This is a genomic window from Gelidibacter sediminis (assembly GCF_004364975.1).
Taxonomy (GTDB): domain Bacteria; phylum Bacteroidota; class Bacteroidia; order Flavobacteriales; family Flavobacteriaceae; genus Gelidibacter; species Gelidibacter sediminis.
This window is the reverse complement of the sequence record NZ_SOBW01000007.1, coordinates 923,839-946,382: the sequence shown is the minus strand read 5'-3', so window position 1 is coordinate 946,382 and position 22,544 is coordinate 923,839. Positions and strand designations below refer to the sequence as shown.

The 22,544-nt window shown below is 38.4% G+C and carries 24 protein-coding genes and 1 tRNA gene; 15 read left to right on the top strand and 10 right to left on the bottom strand.

The genetic code is table 11. The features are described from left to right. Positions 1-2 precede the first annotated feature (2 nt). From BXY82_RS04015 to BXY82_RS03995, 5 genes are read left to right on the top strand one after another with little or no spacing between them, the layout of a single operon-like run. Positions 3-800, top strand: coding sequence for an enoyl-ACP reductase FabI (locus tag BXY82_RS04015; RefSeq protein WP_133756879.1), 798 nt, complete (start codon positions 3-5; stop codon positions 798-800). A 34-nt stretch (positions 801-834) separates the two neighbouring features. Next, a complete protein-coding gene (locus BXY82_RS04010; protein ID WP_133757414.1) occupies positions 835-1,284 on the top strand; it encodes a 3-hydroxyacyl-ACP dehydratase FabZ family protein in 450 nt (149 codons plus the stop codon). Continuing rightward, positions 1,277-2,545, top strand: coding sequence for a beta-ketoacyl-[acyl-carrier-protein] synthase family protein (locus BXY82_RS04005; protein WP_133756878.1), 1,269 nt, complete (start codon positions 1,277-1,279; stop codon positions 2,543-2,545). Before BXY82_RS04010 ends, BXY82_RS04005 begins: the two co-directional genes overlap by 8 nt. 31 nt (positions 2,546-2,576) lie before the next feature. Then, a complete protein-coding gene (locus BXY82_RS04000; protein WP_133756877.1) occupies positions 2,577-2,828 on the top strand; it encodes an acyl carrier protein in 252 nt (83 codons plus the stop codon). Further along, positions 2,828-3,397, top strand: a complete 570-nt coding sequence (locus BXY82_RS03995) for a 4'-phosphopantetheinyl transferase family protein (RefSeq protein WP_133756876.1) — start codon at positions 2,828-2,830, stop codon at positions 3,395-3,397. The genes BXY82_RS04000 and BXY82_RS03995 overlap by 1 nt, the downstream gene beginning before the upstream one ends. On the opposite strand, the gene BXY82_RS03990 is transcribed toward BXY82_RS03995, so the two are convergent. The 6 genes from BXY82_RS03990 to BXY82_RS03965 form a co-directional block, all read right to left on the bottom strand. Continuing rightward, entirely contained in the window at positions 3,335-4,315 is a 981-nt protein-coding gene (locus BXY82_RS03990; protein WP_133756875.1) for an ABC transporter ATP-binding protein, read from the bottom strand. The genes BXY82_RS03995 and BXY82_RS03990 overlap by 63 nt on opposite strands. Before the next feature lie 73 nt (positions 4,316-4,388). After that, on the bottom strand, positions 4,389-6,554 hold the full coding sequence (locus BXY82_RS03985) for a prolyl oligopeptidase family serine peptidase (RefSeq protein ID WP_133756874.1): 2,166 nt from the start codon (positions 6,552-6,554) through the stop codon (positions 4,389-4,391). Between the two features lie 113 nt (positions 6,555-6,667). Next, positions 6,668-7,657 (bottom strand): aspartate-semialdehyde dehydrogenase, encoded by a 990-nt coding sequence (locus BXY82_RS03980; RefSeq protein WP_133756873.1) that lies wholly within the window; start codon positions 7,655-7,657, stop codon positions 6,668-6,670. A gap of 120 nt (positions 7,658-7,777) precedes the next feature. Further along, positions 7,778-8,179, bottom strand: coding sequence for a large conductance mechanosensitive channel protein MscL (gene mscL / locus BXY82_RS03975; RefSeq protein WP_133756872.1), 402 nt, complete (start codon positions 8,177-8,179; stop codon positions 7,778-7,780). 74 nt (positions 8,180-8,253) lie between these two features. Next, positions 8,254-9,360, bottom strand: coding sequence for an alanine racemase (gene alr, locus BXY82_RS03970; protein WP_133756871.1), 1,107 nt, complete (start codon positions 9,358-9,360; stop codon positions 8,254-8,256). Next, positions 9,353-10,000: a thymidine kinase gene (locus tag BXY82_RS03965; RefSeq protein WP_133756870.1), complete on the bottom strand. Its 648-nt coding sequence runs from the start codon at positions 9,998-10,000 to the stop codon at positions 9,353-9,355. The genes alr and BXY82_RS03965 overlap by 8 nt, the downstream gene beginning before the upstream one ends. Before the next feature lie 103 nt (positions 10,001-10,103). On the opposite strand from BXY82_RS03965, the gene BXY82_RS03960 reads away from it, so the two are divergent. The 7 genes from BXY82_RS03960 to BXY82_RS03930 all read left to right on the top strand — a co-directional run bounded on the left by BXY82_RS03960 (position 10,104) and on the right by BXY82_RS03930 (position 17,608). Further along, complete coding sequence (locus BXY82_RS03960; protein ID WP_133756869.1) at positions 10,104-10,841, top strand: hypothetical protein; 738 nt, start codon at positions 10,104-10,106, stop codon at positions 10,839-10,841. A gap of 3 nt (positions 10,842-10,844) precedes the next feature. Further along, complete coding sequence (rsmI, locus tag BXY82_RS03955) at positions 10,845-11,522, top strand: 16S rRNA (cytidine(1402)-2'-O)-methyltransferase (RefSeq protein ID WP_133756868.1); 678 nt, start codon at positions 10,845-10,847, stop codon at positions 11,520-11,522. A gap of 87 nt (positions 11,523-11,609) precedes the next feature. After that, complete coding sequence (locus BXY82_RS03950) at positions 11,610-12,968, top strand: dihydrolipoyl dehydrogenase family protein (RefSeq protein ID WP_133756867.1); 1,359 nt, start codon at positions 11,610-11,612, stop codon at positions 12,966-12,968. Positions 12,969-12,976: 8 nt separating this feature from the next. Continuing rightward, positions 12,977-13,552: a uracil-DNA glycosylase family protein gene (locus BXY82_RS03945; protein WP_133756866.1), complete on the top strand. Its 576-nt coding sequence runs from the start codon at positions 12,977-12,979 to the stop codon at positions 13,550-13,552. A gap of 462 nt (positions 13,553-14,014) precedes the next feature. Further along, positions 14,015-14,437 (top strand): OsmC family protein, encoded by a 423-nt coding sequence (locus BXY82_RS03940; RefSeq protein WP_133756865.1) that lies wholly within the window; start codon positions 14,015-14,017, stop codon positions 14,435-14,437. 84 nt (positions 14,438-14,521) lie between these two features. Then, positions 14,522-16,213, top strand: coding sequence for a single-stranded-DNA-specific exonuclease RecJ (recJ, locus tag BXY82_RS03935; protein ID WP_133756864.1), 1,692 nt, complete (start codon positions 14,522-14,524; stop codon positions 16,211-16,213). 114 nt (positions 16,214-16,327) lie between these two features. Further along, positions 16,328-17,608, top strand: a complete 1,281-nt coding sequence (locus BXY82_RS03930) for an MFS transporter (RefSeq protein WP_133756863.1) — start codon at positions 16,328-16,330, stop codon at positions 17,606-17,608. Here BXY82_RS03930 and BXY82_RS03925 read toward each other — a convergent pair. Together BXY82_RS03925 and BXY82_RS03920 are read right to left on the bottom strand one after the other, a co-directional pair. Further along, positions 17,605-18,357: a UDP-2,3-diacylglucosamine diphosphatase gene (locus tag BXY82_RS03925; RefSeq protein WP_133756862.1), complete on the bottom strand. Its 753-nt coding sequence runs from the start codon at positions 18,355-18,357 to the stop codon at positions 17,605-17,607. The two genes, BXY82_RS03930 and BXY82_RS03925, sit on opposite strands and share 4 nt — an antisense overlap. Positions 18,358-18,462: 105 nt before the next feature. Further along, positions 18,463-18,912: a 6-pyruvoyl trahydropterin synthase family protein gene (locus tag BXY82_RS03920; protein WP_133756861.1), complete on the bottom strand. Its 450-nt coding sequence runs from the start codon at positions 18,910-18,912 to the stop codon at positions 18,463-18,465. 96 nt (positions 18,913-19,008) lie between these two features. On the opposite strand from BXY82_RS03920, the gene BXY82_RS03915 reads away from it, so the two are divergent. Continuing rightward, positions 19,009-19,653, top strand: coding sequence for a 2OG-Fe(II) oxygenase (locus tag BXY82_RS03915; protein ID WP_133756860.1), 645 nt, complete (start codon positions 19,009-19,011; stop codon positions 19,651-19,653). A gap of 128 nt (positions 19,654-19,781) precedes the next feature. Here the strand turns inward: BXY82_RS03915 and BXY82_RS03910 are convergent, their stop codons facing one another. Both BXY82_RS03910 and BXY82_RS03905 read right to left on the bottom strand, forming a co-directional pair. Then, positions 19,782-21,116, bottom strand: coding sequence for an MATE family efflux transporter (locus BXY82_RS03910; protein ID WP_133756859.1), 1,335 nt, complete (start codon positions 21,114-21,116; stop codon positions 19,782-19,784). Further along, a complete protein-coding gene (locus tag BXY82_RS03905) occupies positions 21,113-21,613 on the bottom strand; it encodes a GNAT family N-acetyltransferase (protein ID WP_133756858.1) in 501 nt (166 codons plus the stop codon). The genes BXY82_RS03910 and BXY82_RS03905 overlap by 4 nt, the downstream gene beginning before the upstream one ends. A gap of 617 nt (positions 21,614-22,230) precedes the next feature. Between BXY82_RS03905 and BXY82_RS03900 the strand changes: the two genes are divergently transcribed. Both BXY82_RS03900 and BXY82_RS03895 read left to right on the top strand, forming a co-directional pair. Continuing rightward, on the top strand, positions 22,231-22,410 hold the full coding sequence (locus BXY82_RS03900; protein WP_133756857.1) for a GIY-YIG nuclease family protein: 180 nt from the start codon (positions 22,231-22,233) through the stop codon (positions 22,408-22,410). Next, positions 22,410-22,483, top strand: a tRNA-Ala gene (locus BXY82_RS03895). Before BXY82_RS03900 ends, BXY82_RS03895 begins: the two co-directional genes overlap by 1 nt. Positions 22,484-22,544 lie beyond the last annotated feature (61 nt).

Sequence of the window (22,544 nt, the reverse complement as noted above, 5' to 3'; positions counted from 1 at the left end):
ATATGAAAAAGGATTTTGAAGATAAAAATTATTGGGCGCTTATTTTGGGGGGCTCCAGTGGATTGGGATTGGCAACGGCCAAGACTTTAGCCAATCATGGTATGAATATTTGTATCATTCACCGTAATCCACGCGCCCAAGAAGACCGTATTCAAGCAGAATTTGAAACCATCCGCAGTACTGGAGTGGAGTTTAAAGCCTTTAATGCCGATGCTTTTAAAGTTGAAAAGCGCAATGAATTGGTGTCAGAAATAAGCAAGCTTTGTGGTTCACAAGGGCGCATTCGGACCTTGGTGCATAGCGTAGCTAGAGGCAATTTAAAACCGATGCTTTCAGAAGATCAACCTAGGTTACATACGGACGATTTCAATTTGACCATCAACGCTATGGCCATTAGTTTATACGACTGGACGCAAGCCGTTTTTGAAGCAAAATTATTTTCTGACGATGCTAGAATCATTAGTTTTACGAGTGAAGGTAATACCAAAGCTTTACAGAATTATGCCGCAGTTTCCGCAGCGAAAGTGACCTTAGAAGCGATTACCAGAAATATTGCATTGGAATTTGCACCCTTCGGAATTCGGGCCAATTGCATTCAAGCGGGTATAACAGACACGGCATCTTTGAGAATGATTCCCGGCAGTGAAGCACTGAAAGCACATGCCCTAAAGAGAAATCCGTTCAAACGCTTAACCACTCCAGAGGATGTGGCCAATGCGGTGTATCTGCTGAGTAAAGACGAGGCGCGTTGGATTAATGGCTGTGTGATTCCTGTGGATGGCGGCGAACATATTTCTTAAAAACCTTCAAATTAATCTCAGAGATTTTATGATAATGGATACAGAGCACATTCTTAAACTTTTGCCCTACGAACCGCCGTTTCTGTTTGTGGATGGACTTTCCCGAATTTCAGAAGAAGGTGTTACGGGGAATTATACATTTAAAGAAACTGAATATTTTTATAAAGGACATTTTAGAAATCAACCTGTAACTCCTGGCGTCATTTTAACCGAGTGCATGGCACAAATTGGAGTGGTGTGCTTAGGAATCTATCTGTTAAAGGATGAAATTACTGAGAATTTTAAACCAGAAATCGCCTTAACCTCAAGCGCTGTGGATTTTTATCTGCCTGTTTTTCCTGGCGAAACAGTAACCGTTATTTCAGAAAAAGTGGTTTTCCGATTTCATAAATTAAAATGCAACGTGAAACTTTTTAATCAAAAGGAGGAATTGGTCTGCAGAGGCACCATTTCAGGAATGTTAAAACCTAAAGGAAATGACTAGAGTTGTAATTACGGGTATGGGTGTTGTAGCACCAAACGGTGTGGGCTTGGAAGCGTTTACTAAAGCGATTAAGCTCGGGACATCCGGCATTGCCTATCACGACAATTTAAAAGCGGCTAATTTTTCCTGCTGTATTGGTGGGATTCCGCAGGTTTCAGAAGAAAAAAAATTAGAATATCTCACACCATTACAACTCCGCGGATTTAATAGCTCAGGGATCTTATATGGATGTATGGCAGGAATGGATGCTTGGAAGGATGCCGGTTTAGAAATTGATGCGGAGAGTGATTTGGATTATGACAGCGGCTGTGTATTTGGTACTGGAACTTCGGGGGTTGATAAATTCCGCGAAGCGATTTATAAAGTAGATGCTGGTGAGGTGAAACGAATGGGCAGTACGGTGGTTTTACAGACTATGGCCAGTGGCATCAGCGCATATCTTGGTGGGATTCTCGGACTGGGAAATCAGGTGACCACCAATTCGTCCGCATGCACCACTGGAACCGAAGCTATTTTGATGGGATTTGAACGCATCAAGAACGGACAGGCCAAACGGATGTTAGTCGGGAGTTGTAGTGATGATGGGCCTTATATTTGGGGCGGATTTGACGCCATGCGGGTCATGACTTATAAACATAATGATTCCCCGCAAGAAGGATCACGACCAATGAGTGCCTCGGCAAGCGGATTTGTACCCGGAAGTGGCGCCGGCGCCATGGTTCTAGAATCATTAGAAAGTGCTTTAGAACGTGGCGCTACCATTTATGCGGAGGTGTTGGGAGGTCAAGTCAACTCGGGAGGCCAGCGTAATGGTGGCACATTGACTGCTCCTAATGCGGAAGCCGTGCAACGCTGCATTACAAATGCTATTAAAGATTCGAAAATTGAAGCCAGCGCTATTGATACCATAAACGGGCATTTGACCGCCACTTCAAAAGACAGTCTCGAAATTGAAAATTGGACCAAAGCTTTGGGGAGGAAAGGTGCTAATTTTCCGTATATCAACTCTTTAAAATCGATGGTGGGCCATTGCCTTGCAGCAGCGGGAAGCATTGAAAGTGTGGCAGCGGTTTTGCAATTGAAGGAACAGTTTGTGTTCCCAAACATCAATTGTCACGATGTGCATCCTGAAATTCTAGAGCTCATCGCTGACGAAAAAATACCGAAACAAATGCTCAATAAAACGTTGAACATAGCCGCAAAAGCCAGTTTTGGTTTTGGTGATGTTAACGCTTGTATTATCTTTAAGACTTATAACTAAATCTTTATACAAATTCTAGAGCCTACAATTTATGAAAAACGAAGATTTAATAGCCAAATTGAAAACTATTGTCCAACCTTATGTGCAGGATGAAGACGCTTTCAATAATTTGTCAGAAGAAACAACTTTTGTGGGCGATTTAAAAATAAATTCTGCGAATTTAGTAGACATTATTTTAGATGTGGAGGACGAATTTGACATCCGCATCGAGAATGAGGAAATGGAACAAATGCTTTCCGTAAAAGCAGCTATGGCCATTGTCAATTCCAAAATCGCTTCCTAATGATTGGTAACGATATTGTCGATTTAGAATTTGCGAAACGCAATTCCCGTTGGCAAGAACAACGCTTTTTGGACAAGTTATTCACCACAGAAGAACAGGATTTCATTCGTTCTGACGACCAGCAATTTCAAAATATCTGGCGCTTATGGACGATGAAGGAAAGTGTTTATAAAATTACCTCAAGAGCTGAGGGAAAGATCCGTTTTAATCCAACCGATTTTAAATGTATTGTGTTAGATTCTAATCAAGGTCACGTCATTTATAAAAGTCAGTCTATTGCAACAGCTACAACAACCGATAAGAGTTTTATCCAGACTACGGCGTGTTCAAATCCGCAGTGGATTTCAAAACTGTTTCAATTTTCAAGTTTAGATTATCCTACCCAACATTCTGAAAGTGTCCAACAGGCTATAAAAGCCTATGCTGCTTATAAAAATGTAGTTGACAAGTTTGTCGCAGTTATCAAAAATAGTAGAGGAATTCCGCAATTTTATATGAACGGGCATTTACAACCCGAACAGCTTTCTCTTACACATCATGGCCTTTACGGCGCGTTTGCGATAGCGTGACAGAATCTTAAGGAAAACTTCTGAATCAACTTCTAAAGCCGTAGGATGCTCAAATCTGAGGATTATCTCCTGATGTACTGCTTCAATTAAATAATATGGACCTTTAAAATAATTTCGAATCACTCGAGCTTTAAGATTCGATTCGTCAACAGATTGGAGTTGATGTGCGTAAATAATTTCGGTATTCAGCATATTTACTTCACCAAAAAAAGAGGCAATTAATGGTGTTTCTGGGTTGCGATACAGCTCTTGAGGAGAATTATTTGCGATAATCTTAGAATCGTGTATGACTAACATCCGATCTGCGAAACCTAATACATCTTCTTTATCATGCGTGGCCACAAGGCAAGTGATTTGCTTTTCTTTCAGATATTTAAACACACTTCGGCGTAAGGATTGCTTCTGAAAATTATCAATATGACTAAAAGGTTCATCCAAGAGAATAATCTCCGGTTGTTTTGCCAAAGCTCTTGCCAAGGCGACACGTTGCTTTTGTCCACCACTTAAAGTTTTGACTTTCGTTTTTGCAAAATCTTCTAATTCGACAACTTCTAAAAGCTCTTTAATACGCTCCTTTTTCTCTTCCGGGAAAAAGTTGGATAAGTGTTTGCCCACATTTTCTTCAACGGTGATATAAGGCATCAAATCAAATTCCTGCGCTACGTATTTCATATACTCATAACCTACAACGAGATTGTATTTAGGGCCTAAAATTTCATTGTCCTTCCAAAAAATTTGACCTTCATTTAAATCATATTCGCCGTAAATCAGTTTTAAGAGTGTCGATTTCCCAGAACCACTTTCCCCAATAATGGAAAGGTGTTCACCTTGTTCCACCGCAAACTCTAAATCCTTCAACACAGGATTTTCCGTGTCTTTGGCGTTGTATGAAAAAGTAATGTTTTTAACGTTTAGCATGTTGTCTATAAAACAAAACCTTTCAATCCATAGAAAAGACTGAAAGGTTTTTATAGTTCAAAAATTGATTTTATTATCCTTTAATCTTTGCCTTTGTTTTATTTGGCAAAACTTTATAACCCATATTGTAAAGTGTGAAACCGAATATGTCAGCATATTGCTCAATGGTTTTGCTTACAGGAGTTCCTGCACCATGGCCTGCATCCGTTTCAATTCTGATTAAGGTTGGATTCGTACCCGTTTGTTTGCTCTGTAATTCTGCGGCAAATTTAAAACTATGGGCAGGCACTACACGGTCATCATGGTCTCCAGTGGTAATCATCGTTGCTGGATATTCCACACCTTCTCTAACATTATGAACTGGCGAGTAGCCTTTTAAATACTCAAACATTTCTTTGTTATCTTCAGATGTGCCGTAATCATAAGCCCAACCTGCACCTGAGGTAAATGTATGGTAACGTAACATGTCCAACACCCCAACTGCTGGGATGGCAACTTTGACTAAGTCTGGACGTTGCGTCATGGTGGCACCAACTAATAATCCACCGTTTGATCCCCCGCGAATTGCTAGATAATCTGATGAGGTATAGTTGTTGTCAATTAAATATTCTGCAGCTGCGATAAAATCGTCAAACACATTCTGCTTTTTTAGCTGTGTCCCTGCATCATGCCATTTTTTTCCATACTCGCCACCGCCGCGAATATTAGGTACGGCATATACGCCACCTTGCTCCATCCAAACCGCATTAGCAATGCTAAATGATGGCGTCAATGAAATGTTGAAACCACCGTAACTATATAAAATAGTTGGGTTTTTGCCATTAAGTTCTATGCCTTTTTTATACGAAATAATCATAGGGATTTTCGTACCATCTTTTGAATTGTAAAATACTTGTTTGCTCTCAAAATTGTCAGGATTATACTTGATTTCTGGTTTTTTGTACACTTCTGATACTCCCGTTTTAGGATTCAATGTATATATTGTACTTGGAGTGATGTAATTAGAGAACGAGTAATATATCGTTTTGTCTTCCTTTTTTCCTCCAAACCCGCCAGCACTTCCAACTCCGGGAAGTTCAATTTCTCTTACTAATTTACCATCGTAGTCGTACTGTTTTACTTGAGATACGGCATCCACCATATAACGTGCAAAAATATAACCGCTACTTGTAGAGACACTTAACACATTTTCTGTTTCTGGGATAAAATCCTTCCAATGTTCTGGACTCGGATTTGAAGCATCTACAGTGACCACCTTTTGGTTGGGTGCATTTTTATTGGTGATGATGTATAGTGTGCTGCCTACATTTTCTATAACCGAAGAATCGGAATTGAAATCATCTAAAATTGTTACAATTTTACTATTTGGTTTAGAAAGATCCTGCATCAATAACTTAGAACCAGACGTTGAGGTTCTAGGATAAATAAACAAGTATTTGCCGTCTTCCGTAACATTGCCACCAACATAGCGGTGCTTCTCTTCAGGTGTCCCACCATAAATCAATTGATCTTGCTTTTGAGGCGTGCCTAACTTATGATAAAAAAGTTTATGCTGATCAGTCTTAGCGGAAAGCTCACTGCCTTTAGGTTTATCATAACTAGAGTAATAAAATCCTTCATTGTTTTTCCAGGAAATACCACTGAATTTGACATCAACTAAAGTGTCTTCAATTTGTTCTTTAGTTTCCGTATCCATAATGATGACTTTACGCCAATCGCTACCACCTTCTGAAATGGAATAGGCCAGGGTTTTACCGTTTTTAGAAAAACTTATAGCGCCTAAAGAAACTGTACCATCGCTACTGAAAGTGTTAGGGTCTAGGAAAACTTCTTCTTTATCCTGGTTATTTTTCTTTCTGTAGATAACAGATTGGTTTTGAAGACCGTCATTTTTATAGAAATAGGTATAATCACCTTCAACAAACGGGGCGCCTACTTTTTCATAATTCCAGATTTCTTCCAAACGGTCTTTCAGTGCTTGACGGTATGGAATATTTGCGAGATAATCGCCAGTTACTTGATTTTGGGCTTTTACCCATTCACCAGTTTCTTCACTTCTGTCGTCTTCGAGCCAACGGTAAGGATCTTTAACTTGTTCTCCAAAATAAGTATCTACAGAATCTACAGTTTTTGTTTCAGGATACGTCACAGCAATTGCATTGGAATTTTTGAGTTCATTTTCAGTTTTGCAGGCGGTAATTGTAGTTAAGATTACCACGGCAAGCGCTAAGTTTTTCATAAGAGTAAACGGGTTTGGTGTTGTGTTTCAAAAATAAACAAAAAAGCCCCTACAAATTGTTGTAGGGGACTTTTTAATATTTAATTAAGATATAAATTATAGTTTAAGCAAATTTAAATTAAGTTGTGAGCAACTAAATATTCAGCAATCTGTATGGTATTTGTTGCAGCACCCTTTCTCAAATTATCGCTGACAATCCAAAGGTTTAAGGAATTTGGCTGTGACCCGTCTCTACGGATACGACCTACAAAAACATCGTCTTTTCCATTGGCATAAATCGGCATTGGATAGGTATTGACGTCCGTATTGTCCTGAACGACAACTCCAGGCGTCTGACTTAATAGTTTACGAATATCAGTGACGTCAAAATCATTCTCAAATTCAATGTTTACAGATTCACTATGACCACCTTCAGTAGGGATCCGTACGGCAGTTGCAGTAACTGCAATAGAACGGTCGTCGAGAATTTTTTGGGTTTCCCTAACCAATTTCATTTCTTCCTTGGTGTAGCCATTTTCTTCAAATACGTCGCAATGTGGAATGGCATTCTTATGGATTGGGTAAGGGTAGGCCATCTCGCCTTTGACTCCTGCCAATTCATTTTCCAACTGTTTTACGGCTTTTAAACCGGTACCAGTGATGGATTGGTAGGTAGACACAATAATTCTTTTAATACCGTATTTTTTATGCAGTGGCGCTAAGGTCATCACCAACTGAATGGTAGAACAATTAGGGTTCGCAATAATTTTATCTGCTTTGGTAAGTTGATCAGCATTAATTTCTGGAACTATTAACTTTTTTGTAGTATCCATTCTCCATGCTGAAGAATTATCAATAACGGTTGTTCCAGCCTCAGCAAATTTTGGAGCCCATTCTAAAGACGTATCGCCTCCTGCTGAAAATAGAGCAACATCTGGTTTGTTAGCAACAGCATCTGCTAACCCAATTACCTTATAGGTTTTGTTCTTAAATTTAATTTCTTTACCAACAGATCTTTCTGACGCTACCAGCATCAACTCTGTAAAAGGAAAATTTCGTTCTTCTAGAACTTTTAACATTACTTCGCCAACCATTCCAGTGGCACCAACAACAGCTACTTTCATAATAAAAAAATTTAAGGGGCTAATGTAACCAATAATTGAGAGCGTGTAAAGAAGAATTTTAAAAAAAGAACCCGATTCATTTAGAAATCGGGTTTATTTAAAATATGAGGTGTAGCGGAATTATTTTTTTAACGCGTCTCTGATTTCTTTCAACAAATCTATTTCAGTAGGTCCTGTTGGTGCAGCTGGAGCTTTTGGTTTTTTCGTTTTGTTGTAGGCTTTAACAATCATAAACAATACAAGACCAACAATTAATAAGTTGATAATAGAATTTACCCATTTACCGTACATGATCGCGTTTTCTGGTTTAGTAATCGTACCATCAGCGGCAACATCTGCTGGAGATAACACATATTTCATGTCGGCAAAATCGACTCCTCCCGCAAAATTACCAACTATAGGCATCATAATATCAGTCACAAATCCATTCACCACTAGGCCAACGGCTCCGGCAAGAATAACAGCTACTGCTAAATCTATAACATTACCGGTCATGATAAAATCTTTAAATTCTTTCCACATAATAATTGTTTTTAAGTTAGTTGTTAATTGCTAAAGTATGAAAAATAAAGAAATGTTAAAATTTTAAGATATTATTATTTTTTGATGACTCGTTTTATGCGTTGGGATATGGCACTAATAAGCTCATAAGAAATAGTATTTGCTGCATTTGCTAGGTTTTCAGCGGTATGAGCACTATCAAATATAATTACTTCATCACCTTCTTTACAATCAATATCTGTAATATTTACCATTATCATATCCATACAAACGTTGCCAACAATAGGAGCTTTTTTTTCATTAATAATGACAAAGCCTTTACCTTGTCCGTACTGTCTTCCAATACCGTCCGCATGACCAATCGGAATTGTTGCTGTGGTTATAGATGCTTCACTTTTAAAGGCACGATTATAGCCAACCGTTTCCCCTTTTGCGATATGATGTATTTGAGAAATGACCGATTTCAGTTTCGCTATTGGGACAAAGTTTTTATTCTCCTTCTCAGAATTCCCGAAACCATATAGGCCTATGCCGCTTCTAACCATATCAAGATGCGCCTCGGGGTAGTTTAGAATTCCTGAAGTGTTGCAAAGATGGAGTAATGGTTTGTATTTAAAAACCGTCGTAAACCTTTCGGTGATGTCTTTAAACCATTTTATTTGGTGCTCTGTAAACTCTTTCTCTTTTATATCTTCACTTGCCGCCAAATGCGAAAAGATGGATTTAATATGTATTGCTTCAGAAGTACTTATTTTTGAATATATCGTTTCAAGATCTTCAAGATCAAAACCTAATCGATTTAATCCCGTATTGAATTTAAGATGGATAGGGTACTTTATTTGGTTTTTATCCGATGCAACTTTTAAAAATTCATCTAAAACTTTCCGATTATAGATACTAGGTTCCAGACAACGTTCAATAATGGTCTCGAAACTTATCGGCAATGGATGTAATATCAAGATGGGTTTTGTGATGCCGGCATTTCTTAGTGAAACACCTTCACTGGTATAGGCTACGGCAAAATAATCGACACCTAAATCCTGTAGGTAAAGTGCAATGTCATCAGCATCACTACCGTATGCAAAAGCCTTTACAACGGCTAAAAATTTGGTATCTTTTTGGATTTTGGATTTTAAGTATTCAAAATTGTGTTTTAAAGCAGGTAAATCAATTTCGAGTACGGTTTCTTGCGCTTTAGGCATTGGGATCATTTAAGTTTTCAGTAGATTCTTTTTCAGTTTTTACCTTTGTGGAATTAACTTTATCTAATGCCATAGCTTTATAAAATGCACCGCGACTTAAAGGTTCGTATTCATCAACTTCGCCTAACATTACTAAAGCGTCATTTTTAGATTTCCGGTAACTGTATTGGGCCAAATTACCAGTGCGCGTACAAATGGCATGAACTTTAGTAACATACTCTGCTGTAGCCATTAAATTTGGCATTGGTCCAAACGGATTGCCCTTAAAATCCATGTCTAAACCAGCCACAATAACCCGCACGCCTTTGTTGGCCAGATCATTGCAAACACGAACAATTTCATCATCAAAAAACTGGGCTTCGTCAATTCCAACCACTTCACAGCCATCCGCTAGAATAGGAATATTTGCTGCGGCAGGGACGGGTGTGGAGCGTATTTGATTTGCATCATGAGACATGACCATGTCTTCATCATAACGCACGTCTATAGCAGGTTTAAAAATTTCCACTTTTTGTTTTGCAAACTGTGCACGTTTAAGACGCCTGATTAATTCTTCGGTCTTGCCAGAAAACATTGATCCACAAATAACCTCAATCCACCCAAATTGTTCTTTAGGATTTACTGTATTTTCAAGAAACATTTCGTAATTTTAACACTAAAACAAAGCTCATCCTCGTTTTAGATAAAGGTGGCGTAAATTTATTAAAAATCATAAGCATAAATTAGAATTAAAGTTAAAAGTTATGAAGAAGAAGTTGGAGTCGGAATTGATGAGCATTGCGCATAGAATTCTTAAATTAAAAGGTAAAGAGAATGTGGCAGAACTGCATCGCGAAACAGGTCTTTTATACGAAAAATTATGTGTTTTGAAATTTGCGAATGAAAATCTAGAACAAGGCCTACCAACCATTGGAGTAGATTCGTCTTTCTTTGACATGTTAGACGTTGCCTTTAATAATGAAGTAAGTGATAATATTGAGAGGGGTGATAAAATTTATGTCAATCTTGATGAAGTAGAAGATGATGGCATCATGGAGCCTGTCATGGAAAAAATTAAGGATTTGGTAGCACAGATGCCGCATGAAACCCATGAAGTGGATGCGATGTTTGACCATGTACCAGCTCCTGCGGATCAAACCAAAGATGATTTTGAAGAATTGACTGCCGACTTCAAAAATATGCCCGTTTTTGATCCTGTAACGACATCTACTTCTAAGGAAAATCTTAGAAAATCTTTAAATGATAAATTAAAAAACGGACTTAATATTGGGCTCAACGATAAAATAGCATTTATAAAACACCTTTTTGATGGTCAACGTGAAGATTATGAACGCGTACTCTCTCAAATTAATACCTCTAGCTCCTTCGAGGAGGCTCGAAATTTGATCCAAAATATTGTGAAACCAGATTATAATAATTGGCAAGGCAAGGAAGCCGTTGAAGAGCGTTTTATGGGGATCATTGAAGGTAAGTTTGATTAATACATGAGTAAATTATTTATTGTTCCAACCCCTATTGGCAATCTTAAAGATATGACCTTTAGAGCTGTTGAGGTTTTAAAGGAAGTCGATTTAATTCTGGCTGAAGACACACGTACCTCCGGAAAACTCCTGAAACATTTTGAAATTGCGACCCGTTCTCAATCGCACCATATGCACAATGAGCATAAAACAGTGCAAAATCTGATTGAAAAAATTAAATCAGGAACAACGATTGCTTTAATTAGTGATGCCGGGACCCCTGCTATTTCTGATCCTGGATTCTTATTGACCCGTGCCTGCATTGAACATGGTATTGAAGTGGATTGTCTCCCAGGCGCCACTGCCTTTGTACCCGCATTGGTTAACAGCGGTTTGCCTAACGACAAGTTTGTGTTTGAAGGCTTTCTACCCATAAAAAAAGGCAGACAGACACGATTTCTACAACTTGCCGAAGAAACGCGAACGATGATTTTCTACGAAAGTCCTCATAAACTCATTAAAACATTAACTCATTTTTGTGAGCACTTTGGTGAAGAGCGGCCAGTTTCTGTTTCTCGAGAATTGACAAAGCTTTATGAAGAAACCATTAGAGGTAGCGCCAAAGATGTGTTGACGCATTACACTCAAAAACCACCAAAAGGCGAAATTGTGGTTGTGGTTGGGGGTAAACCTAAGGATTAATTCTATTTTAGGATTTCCTAATATTTAGATTTTTCATAACATATTCTGGTTAAAACTTCAGTATCTTATTAGCCCTATAATAAGATTATGAAAAACAAACATTATGACGTTTTTGTCATTGGAAGTGGCGTTGCTGGTCAGACCGCAGCGGAGATTTGCGTCGAAAATAATTTGAGTGTTGCCATTGCTGACAACAGAGAGTTTGGGGGTACTTGTGCAAATAGAGGTTGTGATTCCAAAAGAATATTACTGCAATTTTCAAAATTAATATACCAGAGTCGCAATTTAAAAGGCTCTGGTGTTAAAAAGATTCCTAAACTCAACTGGAAAAAGGTTCAAAAATTTAAACGTTCGTTTTCGAATCCAATTCCGGCGAATACTGAAGAGAAAATGAAAGGTTTGGGGATTGCTATGTACCATCAATCGCCAAAGTTTATCAGTAAAAATGAAGTGGAAGTTGAAGGGAAGGTCGTTTCAGCTGATTATTTTGTCATCGCTACAGGAAACGTTCCCAGACCGCTTGAAATTGATGGAAAGGCGTTTTTAAACGTGAGTGAAGATGTTCTAAACCTAAAGAAAATCCCGAAATCCATCACCTTTATTGGGTCCGGATATATTACTATGGAGTTTGCCTGTATGTTGGCAACTCTGGGATCTAAGGTGACTATCTTGGAAAGGGCTGAAACGGCACTGGGCGACTTTGATCAGTTTCTGGTTAAAAAATTGATTGCGAAGTTGGAAAGCCTTGGCGTGAAGTTTGTTTTTAAAGCAGATGTAACTGCAGTTGAGAAGTTAAAGAAAAATAAGAAAGTTTCCTATAGTACTAATGGGAAAACGGAAATCCATAAATCGAGATTGGTTATTAATGCTACGGGCAGAATTCCTGCGATTGCCGCTTTAGAATTACATAAGGCTGGCATTGATGCCGATAACAATGGGATCATAGTCAATGATTATTTACAGAGCAAATCGCATCCTAAAGTTTATGCCTGTGGCGATGTTTCTAATAAATCGCCATCCTTAACCCCACTTTCTGGACTGCAGGGTTATATTGTTGGCAACAATGTAGTAAAGGAAAAATCAAAGACGTTGGATGTGCCTTGTGTGCCCTCTACGGTGTTTACAACCCCCAATTTATCTTCAGTAGGTTATGGCGAAGCCGAAGCCAAAGCACGTTATAAAAATGTCAAAGTGTACCAAGGCGATTCCAGTGGTTGGTATAATGCCAAAAAAGAGAACGAGGACACCTATGCGTATACCATAATAGCGAATGAACGCACGGATGAAATTGTGGGAGCTCATATTTTAAGTTCTGAAGCAAATGAAAGCATCAACGTGTTTGCCGCCGCGATTTATAACAAAATGACGACTAAAAATTTCAAACGCATGCTGATGACCTATCCCTCGTTTGGTATGGACATGAAAAAAATGATGGAAAATAAGTAATTACTGGGATGCAAGATTTACATGATCGCATAAAAAGCTGCACCATCTGTAAGGCCCATTTGCCATTAGGTCCAAGACCAGTGCTAACATTTAGTGTTGATTCTAAAATTGTTATCATTGGCCAGGCTCCTGGCACAAAAGTGCACGCTTCTGGCATTCCGTGGGATGATGCTAGCGGAAAACAACTACGAAATTGGTTAGGGGTCAGCAATGAAGAATTTTACGATGTACAGAATTTTGCCATTGTCCCGATGGGCTTTTGTTATCCAGGACGTGGAAAAGGTGGCGATTTACCGCCTCGACCAGAATGTGCGCCGCAATGGCATGAGCAATTATGGGACGTGATGCCAAATGTCCAATTGGTGCTGCTAATTGGGATGTATGCCCAAAAGTATTATTTAAAGAAAGCCGCTAAAAAGACTTTAACGGAAACGGTGGATCATTATCAGGACTACTTGCCCAGATTTTTTCCGCTGCCACATCCTTCACCACGCAATCGGTTTTGGTTGACGCGGAATCCTTTGTTTGAGGCGGAGGTTGTTCCGGAGTTGAAGCAAACAATAAAGTCCATATTATTGCAATGAATTCAATATTGAGATTACTTTATCTGTTTCAACCACTAAAAGATATAGTATCGTACCAAATACAAGTTTAATTGAAAATACAACTAATTTTAGACACTTATATGTGTGCATGCCTTTTAAAGTTATTTTTATAAGATTCATACTATGTTCGTTTAATGTGACAATAGACTAAGACTTCCTGATTTTAAATTATTCCATTTAGTAATTCTACAGTTAAAGATCGATTTCACTCGTGGCAAATAATGAAAATAAGGATATCGTCGCGAGCTAGGTTATCGATTAACCGGGCTACAAATGAACCTACTATGTATATGATTTATAACAAACTTTGTTAGGTTTTTCAAAACTCTGTATTCTATCGGGGTTGAAATATATTGCCATCTACCTAAGAGGTATTCTTGATATTAAATGGTATTTTTGAATACTAAAACTCAATACTAAAAATCATTAAAAAATCATAATATGGATCATAAAGTTATCACCCATTGGAAAGGAAATTCGCAATTTGAATCTGATAATCCAAGCGGAAAAACCCTATTAATAGACACTTCAGAAGAAGATGGCGGCCATAATTCTGGTTTGCGTCCTAAAGCAATGATGCTTTCGGCATTGGCAGGTTGCTCTGGTTTGGATGTGGTTTCTATTTTAAAAAAGATGAAAGTTAAGATTACAGATTTTAGAATGGATACTTATGGCGAATTAACCGAAGAACATCCAAAAACATACCACACCGTGTCTGTAGAATATCATTTTTACGGAACAGATTTAAGTGAAGATAAAATCAAAAAAGCCGTGGACTTATCCATTGAAAAATATTGTGGCGTCATGGAAATGTTTAAGAAGTTTGCCAAGGTGAACACCTCGATTCATTACCATAATAATTAATTTATACATAGACCTCACAGGTTTTAAAACACCTGAGAGGCCTAATTTTTGCCTTATCATCCAACCATAAACCATGTTCTCCTCATGCGCTGGACCCTAAAACCTAAACCTGAACTCTCTAAAATAAGGTATCTTGCTGAATCCCTCAAGGTAGAGGATACGATTGCTACTCTATTGCTGCAACGGGGGATTGATACCTATGAGGCCGCCAAACAGTTTTTTAGACCAAGTCTGACCGATTTGCACGATCCTTTTTTAATGAAAGATATGGACAAGGCCGTTGCGCGAATTGAACACGCCATTGCCAAGGGAGAAAATATTTTGGTTTTTGGCGATTATGATGTGGACGGTACCACCTCAGTGGCTTTGATGTCGTCTTATTTAAAGACTCGCATCGATACAGTGGCTACCTATATTCCAGATCGGTACGAAGAAGGTTACGGTGTGTCTATCAAAGGGATCGACTTTGCACACGATAACGACTTTTCTTTAATCATCGCGCTAGATTGTGGGATTAAAGCCATTGACAAAGTCGTCTATGCGAAAGAAAAAGGTATTGATTTTATTATCTGCGACCATCACAGGCCCGGGGCTCAACTTCCAGATGCGGTTGCTATTTTAGATCCTAAACGCGACGATTGCCAATACCCCTATGACGAGCTGTGTGGGTGTGGCGTTGGATTTAAATTGGTTCAGGCTTTAGCCTTAAACGATGGGAAATCTATTGAGGATTTAACACCATATCTCGATTTGGTGGCCACTGCCATTGGCGCTGATATTGTTCCAATAACTGGTGAGAACCGGACCTTGGCGTATTTCGGGCTACAAGTAATAAATGAGCAACCGCGTGCAGGCATTAAAGCCATCATCGATCAGACCAAGAAGACCGAAATGACCATAACGGACGTAGTTTTTATTGTAGCTCCCAGAATTAACGCTGCCGGACGCATGGAGCATGGTAACTATGCGGTCACTTTACTGACAGAGGAAGACGAAACGCTTGCCCAAACTTATGCCGCACAAATAGAGCAATTCAATTCTGACAGAAAAGAAGCGGATCAACAAATTACCCAAGAAGCCTTATTGCAAATTGAGGAGTTTAAGGAACAAGAACGGCTCACCTCCGTAGTCTATCATGAAACTTGGCACAAAGGAGTGATTGGCATTGTAGCTTCCCGATTGATAGAAACCTATTACCGACCCACGTTAGTTTTTACCAAAAGTGGCGATAGATTAGCGGCTTCGGCACGGTCTGTTAGCGGATTTGATGTGTACAACGCACTTCAAGCCTGTAGTCAGCATATAGAACAATTTGGGGGACATAAGTATGCCGCAGGGTTAACTTTAAAGTCTGAAAACTATGAGGCTTTCAAACAAGCCTTTGAGGATGAGGTGTCCAATACTATCGATAGGGCGCTTTTGACACCCGAGATCAAAGTAGATATGACTATCAATTTTGATGACATTAGTCCAAAATTTTACCGAATTCTCAAACAATTCGCTCCCTTTGGCCCAGGAAATATGGCGCCTATTTTTATGACCGAAAATTTACAGGATACCGGCTATGGTAAATGTGTAGGTGGTGATGATAAGCATTTAAGAATTACGGCCAAGCAAGGCCATTCTCAGCAAATTGTTGGAATTGGGTTTAATTTGGGGGATAAATGTGAATTGATTACTGATAAGAAACCTTTCAAAGCGGTGTATTCTATTGATGAAAACCATTGGCAGGGCAAAGTAAGTTTGCAATTGAAATTAAGGGATATCAAACCCTAAACTGAAAATTTTCAGTTTTGAGAAATTAATTTCACTACAGTTTATTTTATTTTTGGGTCCAACTTCAAAGCTTTTTAAGATGCTCGGTGCGGTATTGCTATAAGAAAGATATTTATGGAACAACAACCAATTAAAAAAGATCCTTACGCTGCACTCCGTATCAGTGAATTCAATATTTTTTTATTAGTTCGTTTTGCGCTCGTTTTTGCTTGGTCTATGCAATTTATTGTGATTGAATGGCAGGTCTATTCCATCACAAAAGATCCGTTATCATTAGGCCTAATTGGGTTGATGGAAATTATTCCGGCATTATCTATGGCATTGTTTGCAGGTCATATTGTAGATCAGAGTGAAAAACGTGGACTGCTCATCAAATGTATTATTGGGTTTTCAGTGATCAGTTTCGGACTGTTTTTATTGACTTGGCCCTTGGTGGTGGGCAATTGGTCTACCAATGCGGTGCTTTATAGTATTTATGCTTTGGTATTTTTAGGAGGTTTGGTCCGTGCGTTTATTGGTCCCACAGTGTTTTCTCTAATCGCATTGATCGTTCCCAAAAAGCTCTATCCTAATGCCGCTACATGGAGCAGTTCTACATGGCAAGTCGCCTCTGTTTTAGGTCCTGCTTTGGCGGGTTTTAGCATTAGTTGGATTGGTGTACATTGGTCTATGTGTTTAATTATGGGGTTTGCATTACTGGCACTAGTTAATTTGCTTCGCATCTCTAAAAAACCAATTTTGAATCCCAAAATCGGCGAGCCTATGATGCAGAGTTTAAAGGAAGGCGTCAAATTTGTGTTTAAAACCAAAGCTGTTTTAGGAGCTCTAACCTTAGATATGATTGCGGTACTCTTTGGTGGTGCCATAGCCTTATTGCCCATATTTGCGCAAGACATACTTAAAGTGGGATCAGAAGGATTTGGAGTGTTGCGTGCGGCGCCTGCTGTGGGTGCCTTTTTAACCATGTTGATTACTGCCTATATCCCGATCAGTAAAAATGCAGGAATGAAACTTTTGGCGGCTATTTTTGGGTTTGGTGTGTGTATTATCGTCTTCGGATTGTCATCCATTTTTTGGGTGTCTGTACTTGCCTTATTTTTTAGTGGCGTGACGGATGGCGTGTCTATGGTAATCAGACAAACAATCTTACAACTCAAAACGCCTGATCATATGCGTGGTCGCGTGGCTTCAGTAAATTCAATGTTTGTGGGCTCATCCAATGAGCTTGGAGCCTTTGAAAGTGGTGTAACGGCAAAGTTGATGGGCACCGTAACTGCAGTTGTTTTTGGAGGTACAATGACGATATTAACTGTAGTCACAACGGGTCTTGTTTCTCCATCTTTTAGAAAGTTAGATTTACGAAGAGATTTAGAAGACCACGAAAGGGAGGTCTAATAGGTATTTAACTGAAAGGTTTCTCCGTCAAAAACACCATAGGTATAGTATTGAATCCAATCGCCTAAGTTGAAATACGTAGATGTCTCATTCAATTTAATTTCCAAAGGCAAATGGCGGTGGCCAAATACAAAATAATCGCGGTGTTTGTCTTCCAGTTTTCGCCTGGAATACTGAATAAGCCACTCTTTATCTTCACCTAAAAACTTGGCATCATCATCGCCTGAAATTAATCTATTTTTAACCGAGAGGTGCTGGGCAAGTTTCACGCCTAAGTCTGGGTGGAGCCATCTAAAGCACCATTTAAAAAACGGATTGGTAAACACTTTTTTCATGCGTTTATAACCTTTGTCGTGTGGTCCCAAACCATCACCATGACCAATAAAAAACAGTTTATTGTTGAAAATGAATTCTTTAGGTTGATGAAAGACTTCAATGTTGAGTTCTTCCTCAAAATAACCGTGCATCCATAAATCGTGATTCCCCACGAAATAGTAAATGGGAATGCCAGAATCGCTTATTTCAGCAAGTTTCCCTAAAGTTCGGGTAAATCCTTTAGGAACGACAGTTTTGTATTCAAACCAAAAATCGAATAAATCGCCGAGAAGAAATATAGCTGCCGCATCGTCTTTGATGTCGTCTAACCAGGCTACAAATTTCTTTTCGCGCGGAAAAGACTGTTCTGATGTAGGTGCTCCCAAATGATTGTCAGAAGCAAAGTAAATTTTTTTTCCTTTGGGAATATTCATCAAACAAAGATATTAATTCCTGCCAAAGCAAGAACTTCAAAATTAAACACTAGAAACTGAATACCGTCAACTGAGTACTGCCAACTGAGTACTGCCAACTAAACCTTAGTTATCACTCGCATACCATTCTGCAAAACTGGTATCCGTCTCCTGAAGTCGCAAGGCATATAGTTGTATGTTTTCAGGCAAATGTTTTTTGATCTTTTGCGCAAAATCAATCACCATCATTTCGCTAGTAGGTTGGTAGTCAACCAATAGCACGTTATGATCTCTAGCTTCCAGTTCTTTTGCCAACTCCACGTGCGGTGTGTTTTTGTTAAATACCGTAGCGTGATCAAAAACATCGACAATTTCTGTTTTTACGATTTTTTTTAAATCAGAAAAGTCAATAACCATCCCATACTTTACGTTAGACGTATCGCTTATTGGTGTCCCAATAACTGTTACTGACAGTTTATAACTGTGTCCGTGTACATTTTTGCATTTGCCATCATAGCCATAAAGGGCGTGGCCAGTCTCGAAAGAAAATTGTTTGGTAATTCGGATTTTGCTCATAGCGCATCAATTTACTGCAAAGATATTCAATTTGTAAAAGGAAACCGTTTTTAGATTACATTTGGCCGATAAATATCCTTATAATACACTTTTTTAATGAACCAACTTTTTGAAGAAATTGCATTTGTTGAAAATCCTTTATACGAACGGATTATAGAGGATATCATTGCGCAAAAGTATGCCGTTGTTGAAGACTTTTTTACGGAAGAGGAGGTGCAGGTATTGCGACAATCTTTAATTGAAAAGCACGAAGAAGATGTGTTTAAAAAGGCGGCAATTGGCAATAGGGTAAATGAAGTGATTGTGAAATCGATTAGGGGCGATGTCATTTTATGGATTGATGAGACGCATACCAATACGGCAGAAAACCTGTTCTTTACTAAAATTAATAGTTTGATCAGTTATCTCAACAAAACCTGTTTTTTAGGGATTTTGCGCAAGGAATTCCATTATGCAGTCTATCCTCAGGGCACGTTTTATAAACGGCATTTAGATACTTTTCAAAATGACGATCGACGTAAACTTTCATTCGTATGTTATTTGAATGAAGCAGACTGGTTGGCGGATTATGGTGGCGAATTGGTATTGTATTTGGACGCTAATGGAAAGGAAGTGGAAAAAGTAATTTATCCTTATCCTGGGCGAGTAGTTATCTTTGAAAGTCAAATTCTGGAACACGAGGTAAGGCCAGTTACCAACTCTCAAAGATTGAGTATTACAGGGTGGTTAAAAACGCGTTAATATTATTTGTTCTTTCTGCGGTTATAGATATACACTACAATTAACACAATAGCTAAGATTAAAAACAGACCGTTGCCGCCTAAAAAATTTAAAAATTCCATAGTTTTTGTAATAATTTGTTGCCAAAGTTAATGGTTTTCATGACTTGGTAAAAAGAGTTTTCTAAATTTAATGATTAAGGGCAATCCTCTTGCCACCATCCACAAAGTCATTGCAATAAAAATCGCGTACAGCTGATATCCCAAATGGTCTAAATAGAGGAGCACTGGCAAAAATACAAGAAATGTGGCTCCCAATAATACATTTCGCAGGTATTTCATACGTCCCAGGCCTTTAAACATCCCATCAAATATAAAAGCCAAGGCACAAATGGGTTGCATTAACAGCACAATCCAAAACACTTCATTAAAGGCTGTTAAAACTGCTGGGTCATTAGAAAACAAATGGCCTAATGGATAGTACAAAAGTGCCCCAACACCAGCTAATCCAACACCCACCAAGATGCCATACTTTATAAGTTTATTGCTCAGCGCTATGAGCAAATCGGGTCTGTTGGCGCCATACAGTTTTCCGGAAAGTATATTCCCTGCACTGGCATAACCATCAATAATAAATGCGCCCAAAAACCATAGATTAATTGCAATGGTATAGGCCGCAATATATTCTTTTCCGTAGCTGGTAGCGTAAGCATTGGCAAAATATAGGGTGACATTTAAAGCCAAAGTTCTGACAAAAAGATTGGCAATCATCAATAAAAATTGCTTGATTTCTTTATTGAACGGGAAGCTGACTTTAAGTGGAATGATTGTTTTTGTCAATAGAAAATAAGCAGAGCATATAGCCATTAATAATTGTGCGATAACACTGGCATAGGCAGCACCTTTTATATTCATGGGAGCAATATGGCCATTGATACCATACACCAAAATAATATCCAAAATAATATTTGTAGAAGCACCTATTATAGCGATAATCATTGGATAAAATGTATTTTGAAGGCCTCGAAATGCGCCGAAGACTGCAATGGTAAATAAGGTAAACGGAAACCCGAATACTCGGATTCTGTAGTAGGCCACACAGTATTCCAATATCAATCCAGTGGCGTTATAAAGTTTAAAAATAAATTGGGCAAATGGATAGGTGCCTAAAATAATGAGAATACTTAATGACGTAATGATAAAAATGGCTTGTGCAGGCAAAGATTTGATATCCTCCAATCGGTCTGAGCCTAGATACTGAGAGACAATTGATGATATGGCGCTACGGGTTTGACCCAAAACCCATATGAGCATAGAAATAAAGGCGCCCACAATACCGACAGCGGCTAATGACTCTGTGGCATTGATGTCAATATTACCCACAATGGCGGTATCCGTTATTGACAAAATTGGTTCTGATACGCCAGCAATAAGTGCAGGGATCGCAATGCGATTAATATTTTTTAAACTGATGGCTGATTTCACAGGACGTACTCGTAACAATAGAATGGATGTTCGCTTTGTTTTGGAAAATAAATAGAGCCCAAACGTTTATAATTGCGAAGTTCGTAAAATTTTTGATTTCTATGGTTTTGCGAAAATGTATCCAAACGTATCGAAGCAAAACCATGATCTTTTCCGAATGTTTCTGCAAAATACATCAGTTGTTGTGCATATCCCTGTCCTTGATAATTGGGATGTACTGATAACCTATGAATGTACAAATTATTCCTATTTGGTGTTAACCAGGATATCGGTTCATATTCCGCATCCATCATGGTAGAAATGACAATAGAGCCAATAATGGCCTCCTTATGGGTTAAAACATACAGTTCATGTCTTTGGATATCCTTTTCAAAAGCTGCTGCATTGGGATAATGCTCGTTCCATTGGTAAATACCCTTGTCAACCATTGTTTTAGCGCATGCCTTAGTTACTATGAGGATAGCATTAATGTCTGATGAAGTTGCCTTCCGAATCATTTTTAAGTCAATTTAAGCCGAAAAGTAGTATTTTAATTAGACATGAAGGTTGTTTTTTATGAGTCTATACAAAATTTTGCAATCGTATGACCATCTCTCGATATCAATTCATTTTTTGGTAGAAGTTAGATGAGTTAACATTCTATAGGACGCTTCCTTAGTGTAGGATTCTGTTAAAATAATTAAGTAAACACCATTTCACATTTGAGGAGCAGTACAAAATAATTGTTTTACCTTTTATCAATATTTTAATCCCTTTATAATCAGTAGTCATAGATAAATCTGATGTTTCCTGCTTAATAATTTTTAAAAAAGATCAATTCAAATGAAAAATTAATTTACTTTTAGTTCAGGCTTTGCTTTAATCTAAAGGCGACTTTATTTTAGATAAGAGTTGGTAAATTTGTTAAGCCTCACGGCATAAAGTACAAATGCTCTTAAACAAGGGGTATTGGTTAATTATAAGGATAGTAAACCCATGATGCTTTGTGAGGTAAGACGAAATGTTTTTTTAGAAGGATTTGGGATAATAATGCTATTTTTGATGGAATTTATATAAGCTTTCCCTTGTCAATTTTGGTTGTGGGCGGCTTAGCATTGATTAAAATTACTTATGTTTGTCGTCAGATTTTGAAGAGAGACTGAAAACACATAATTTTGGACAAGTTAGGTCAACAAACGCATTTAAACCTTGGGAATTATTTCATTTGGAAAAATTCGAAACTAGGATAGACGCTAGAACGCGAGAAAAGTATTTAAAGTCTGCTGCCGGTAGAAGGTGGCGCAATCATAATTAGGGGATGTAGCTCAGTTGGCTAGAGCGCTTGGCTGGCAGCCAAGAGGTCGTCGGTTCGAGCCCGATCTTCTCCACATAGAAAAAGCAACGCTGGAGCGTTGCTTTTTTGATTTAATGCACCTTGTAAACTTATTG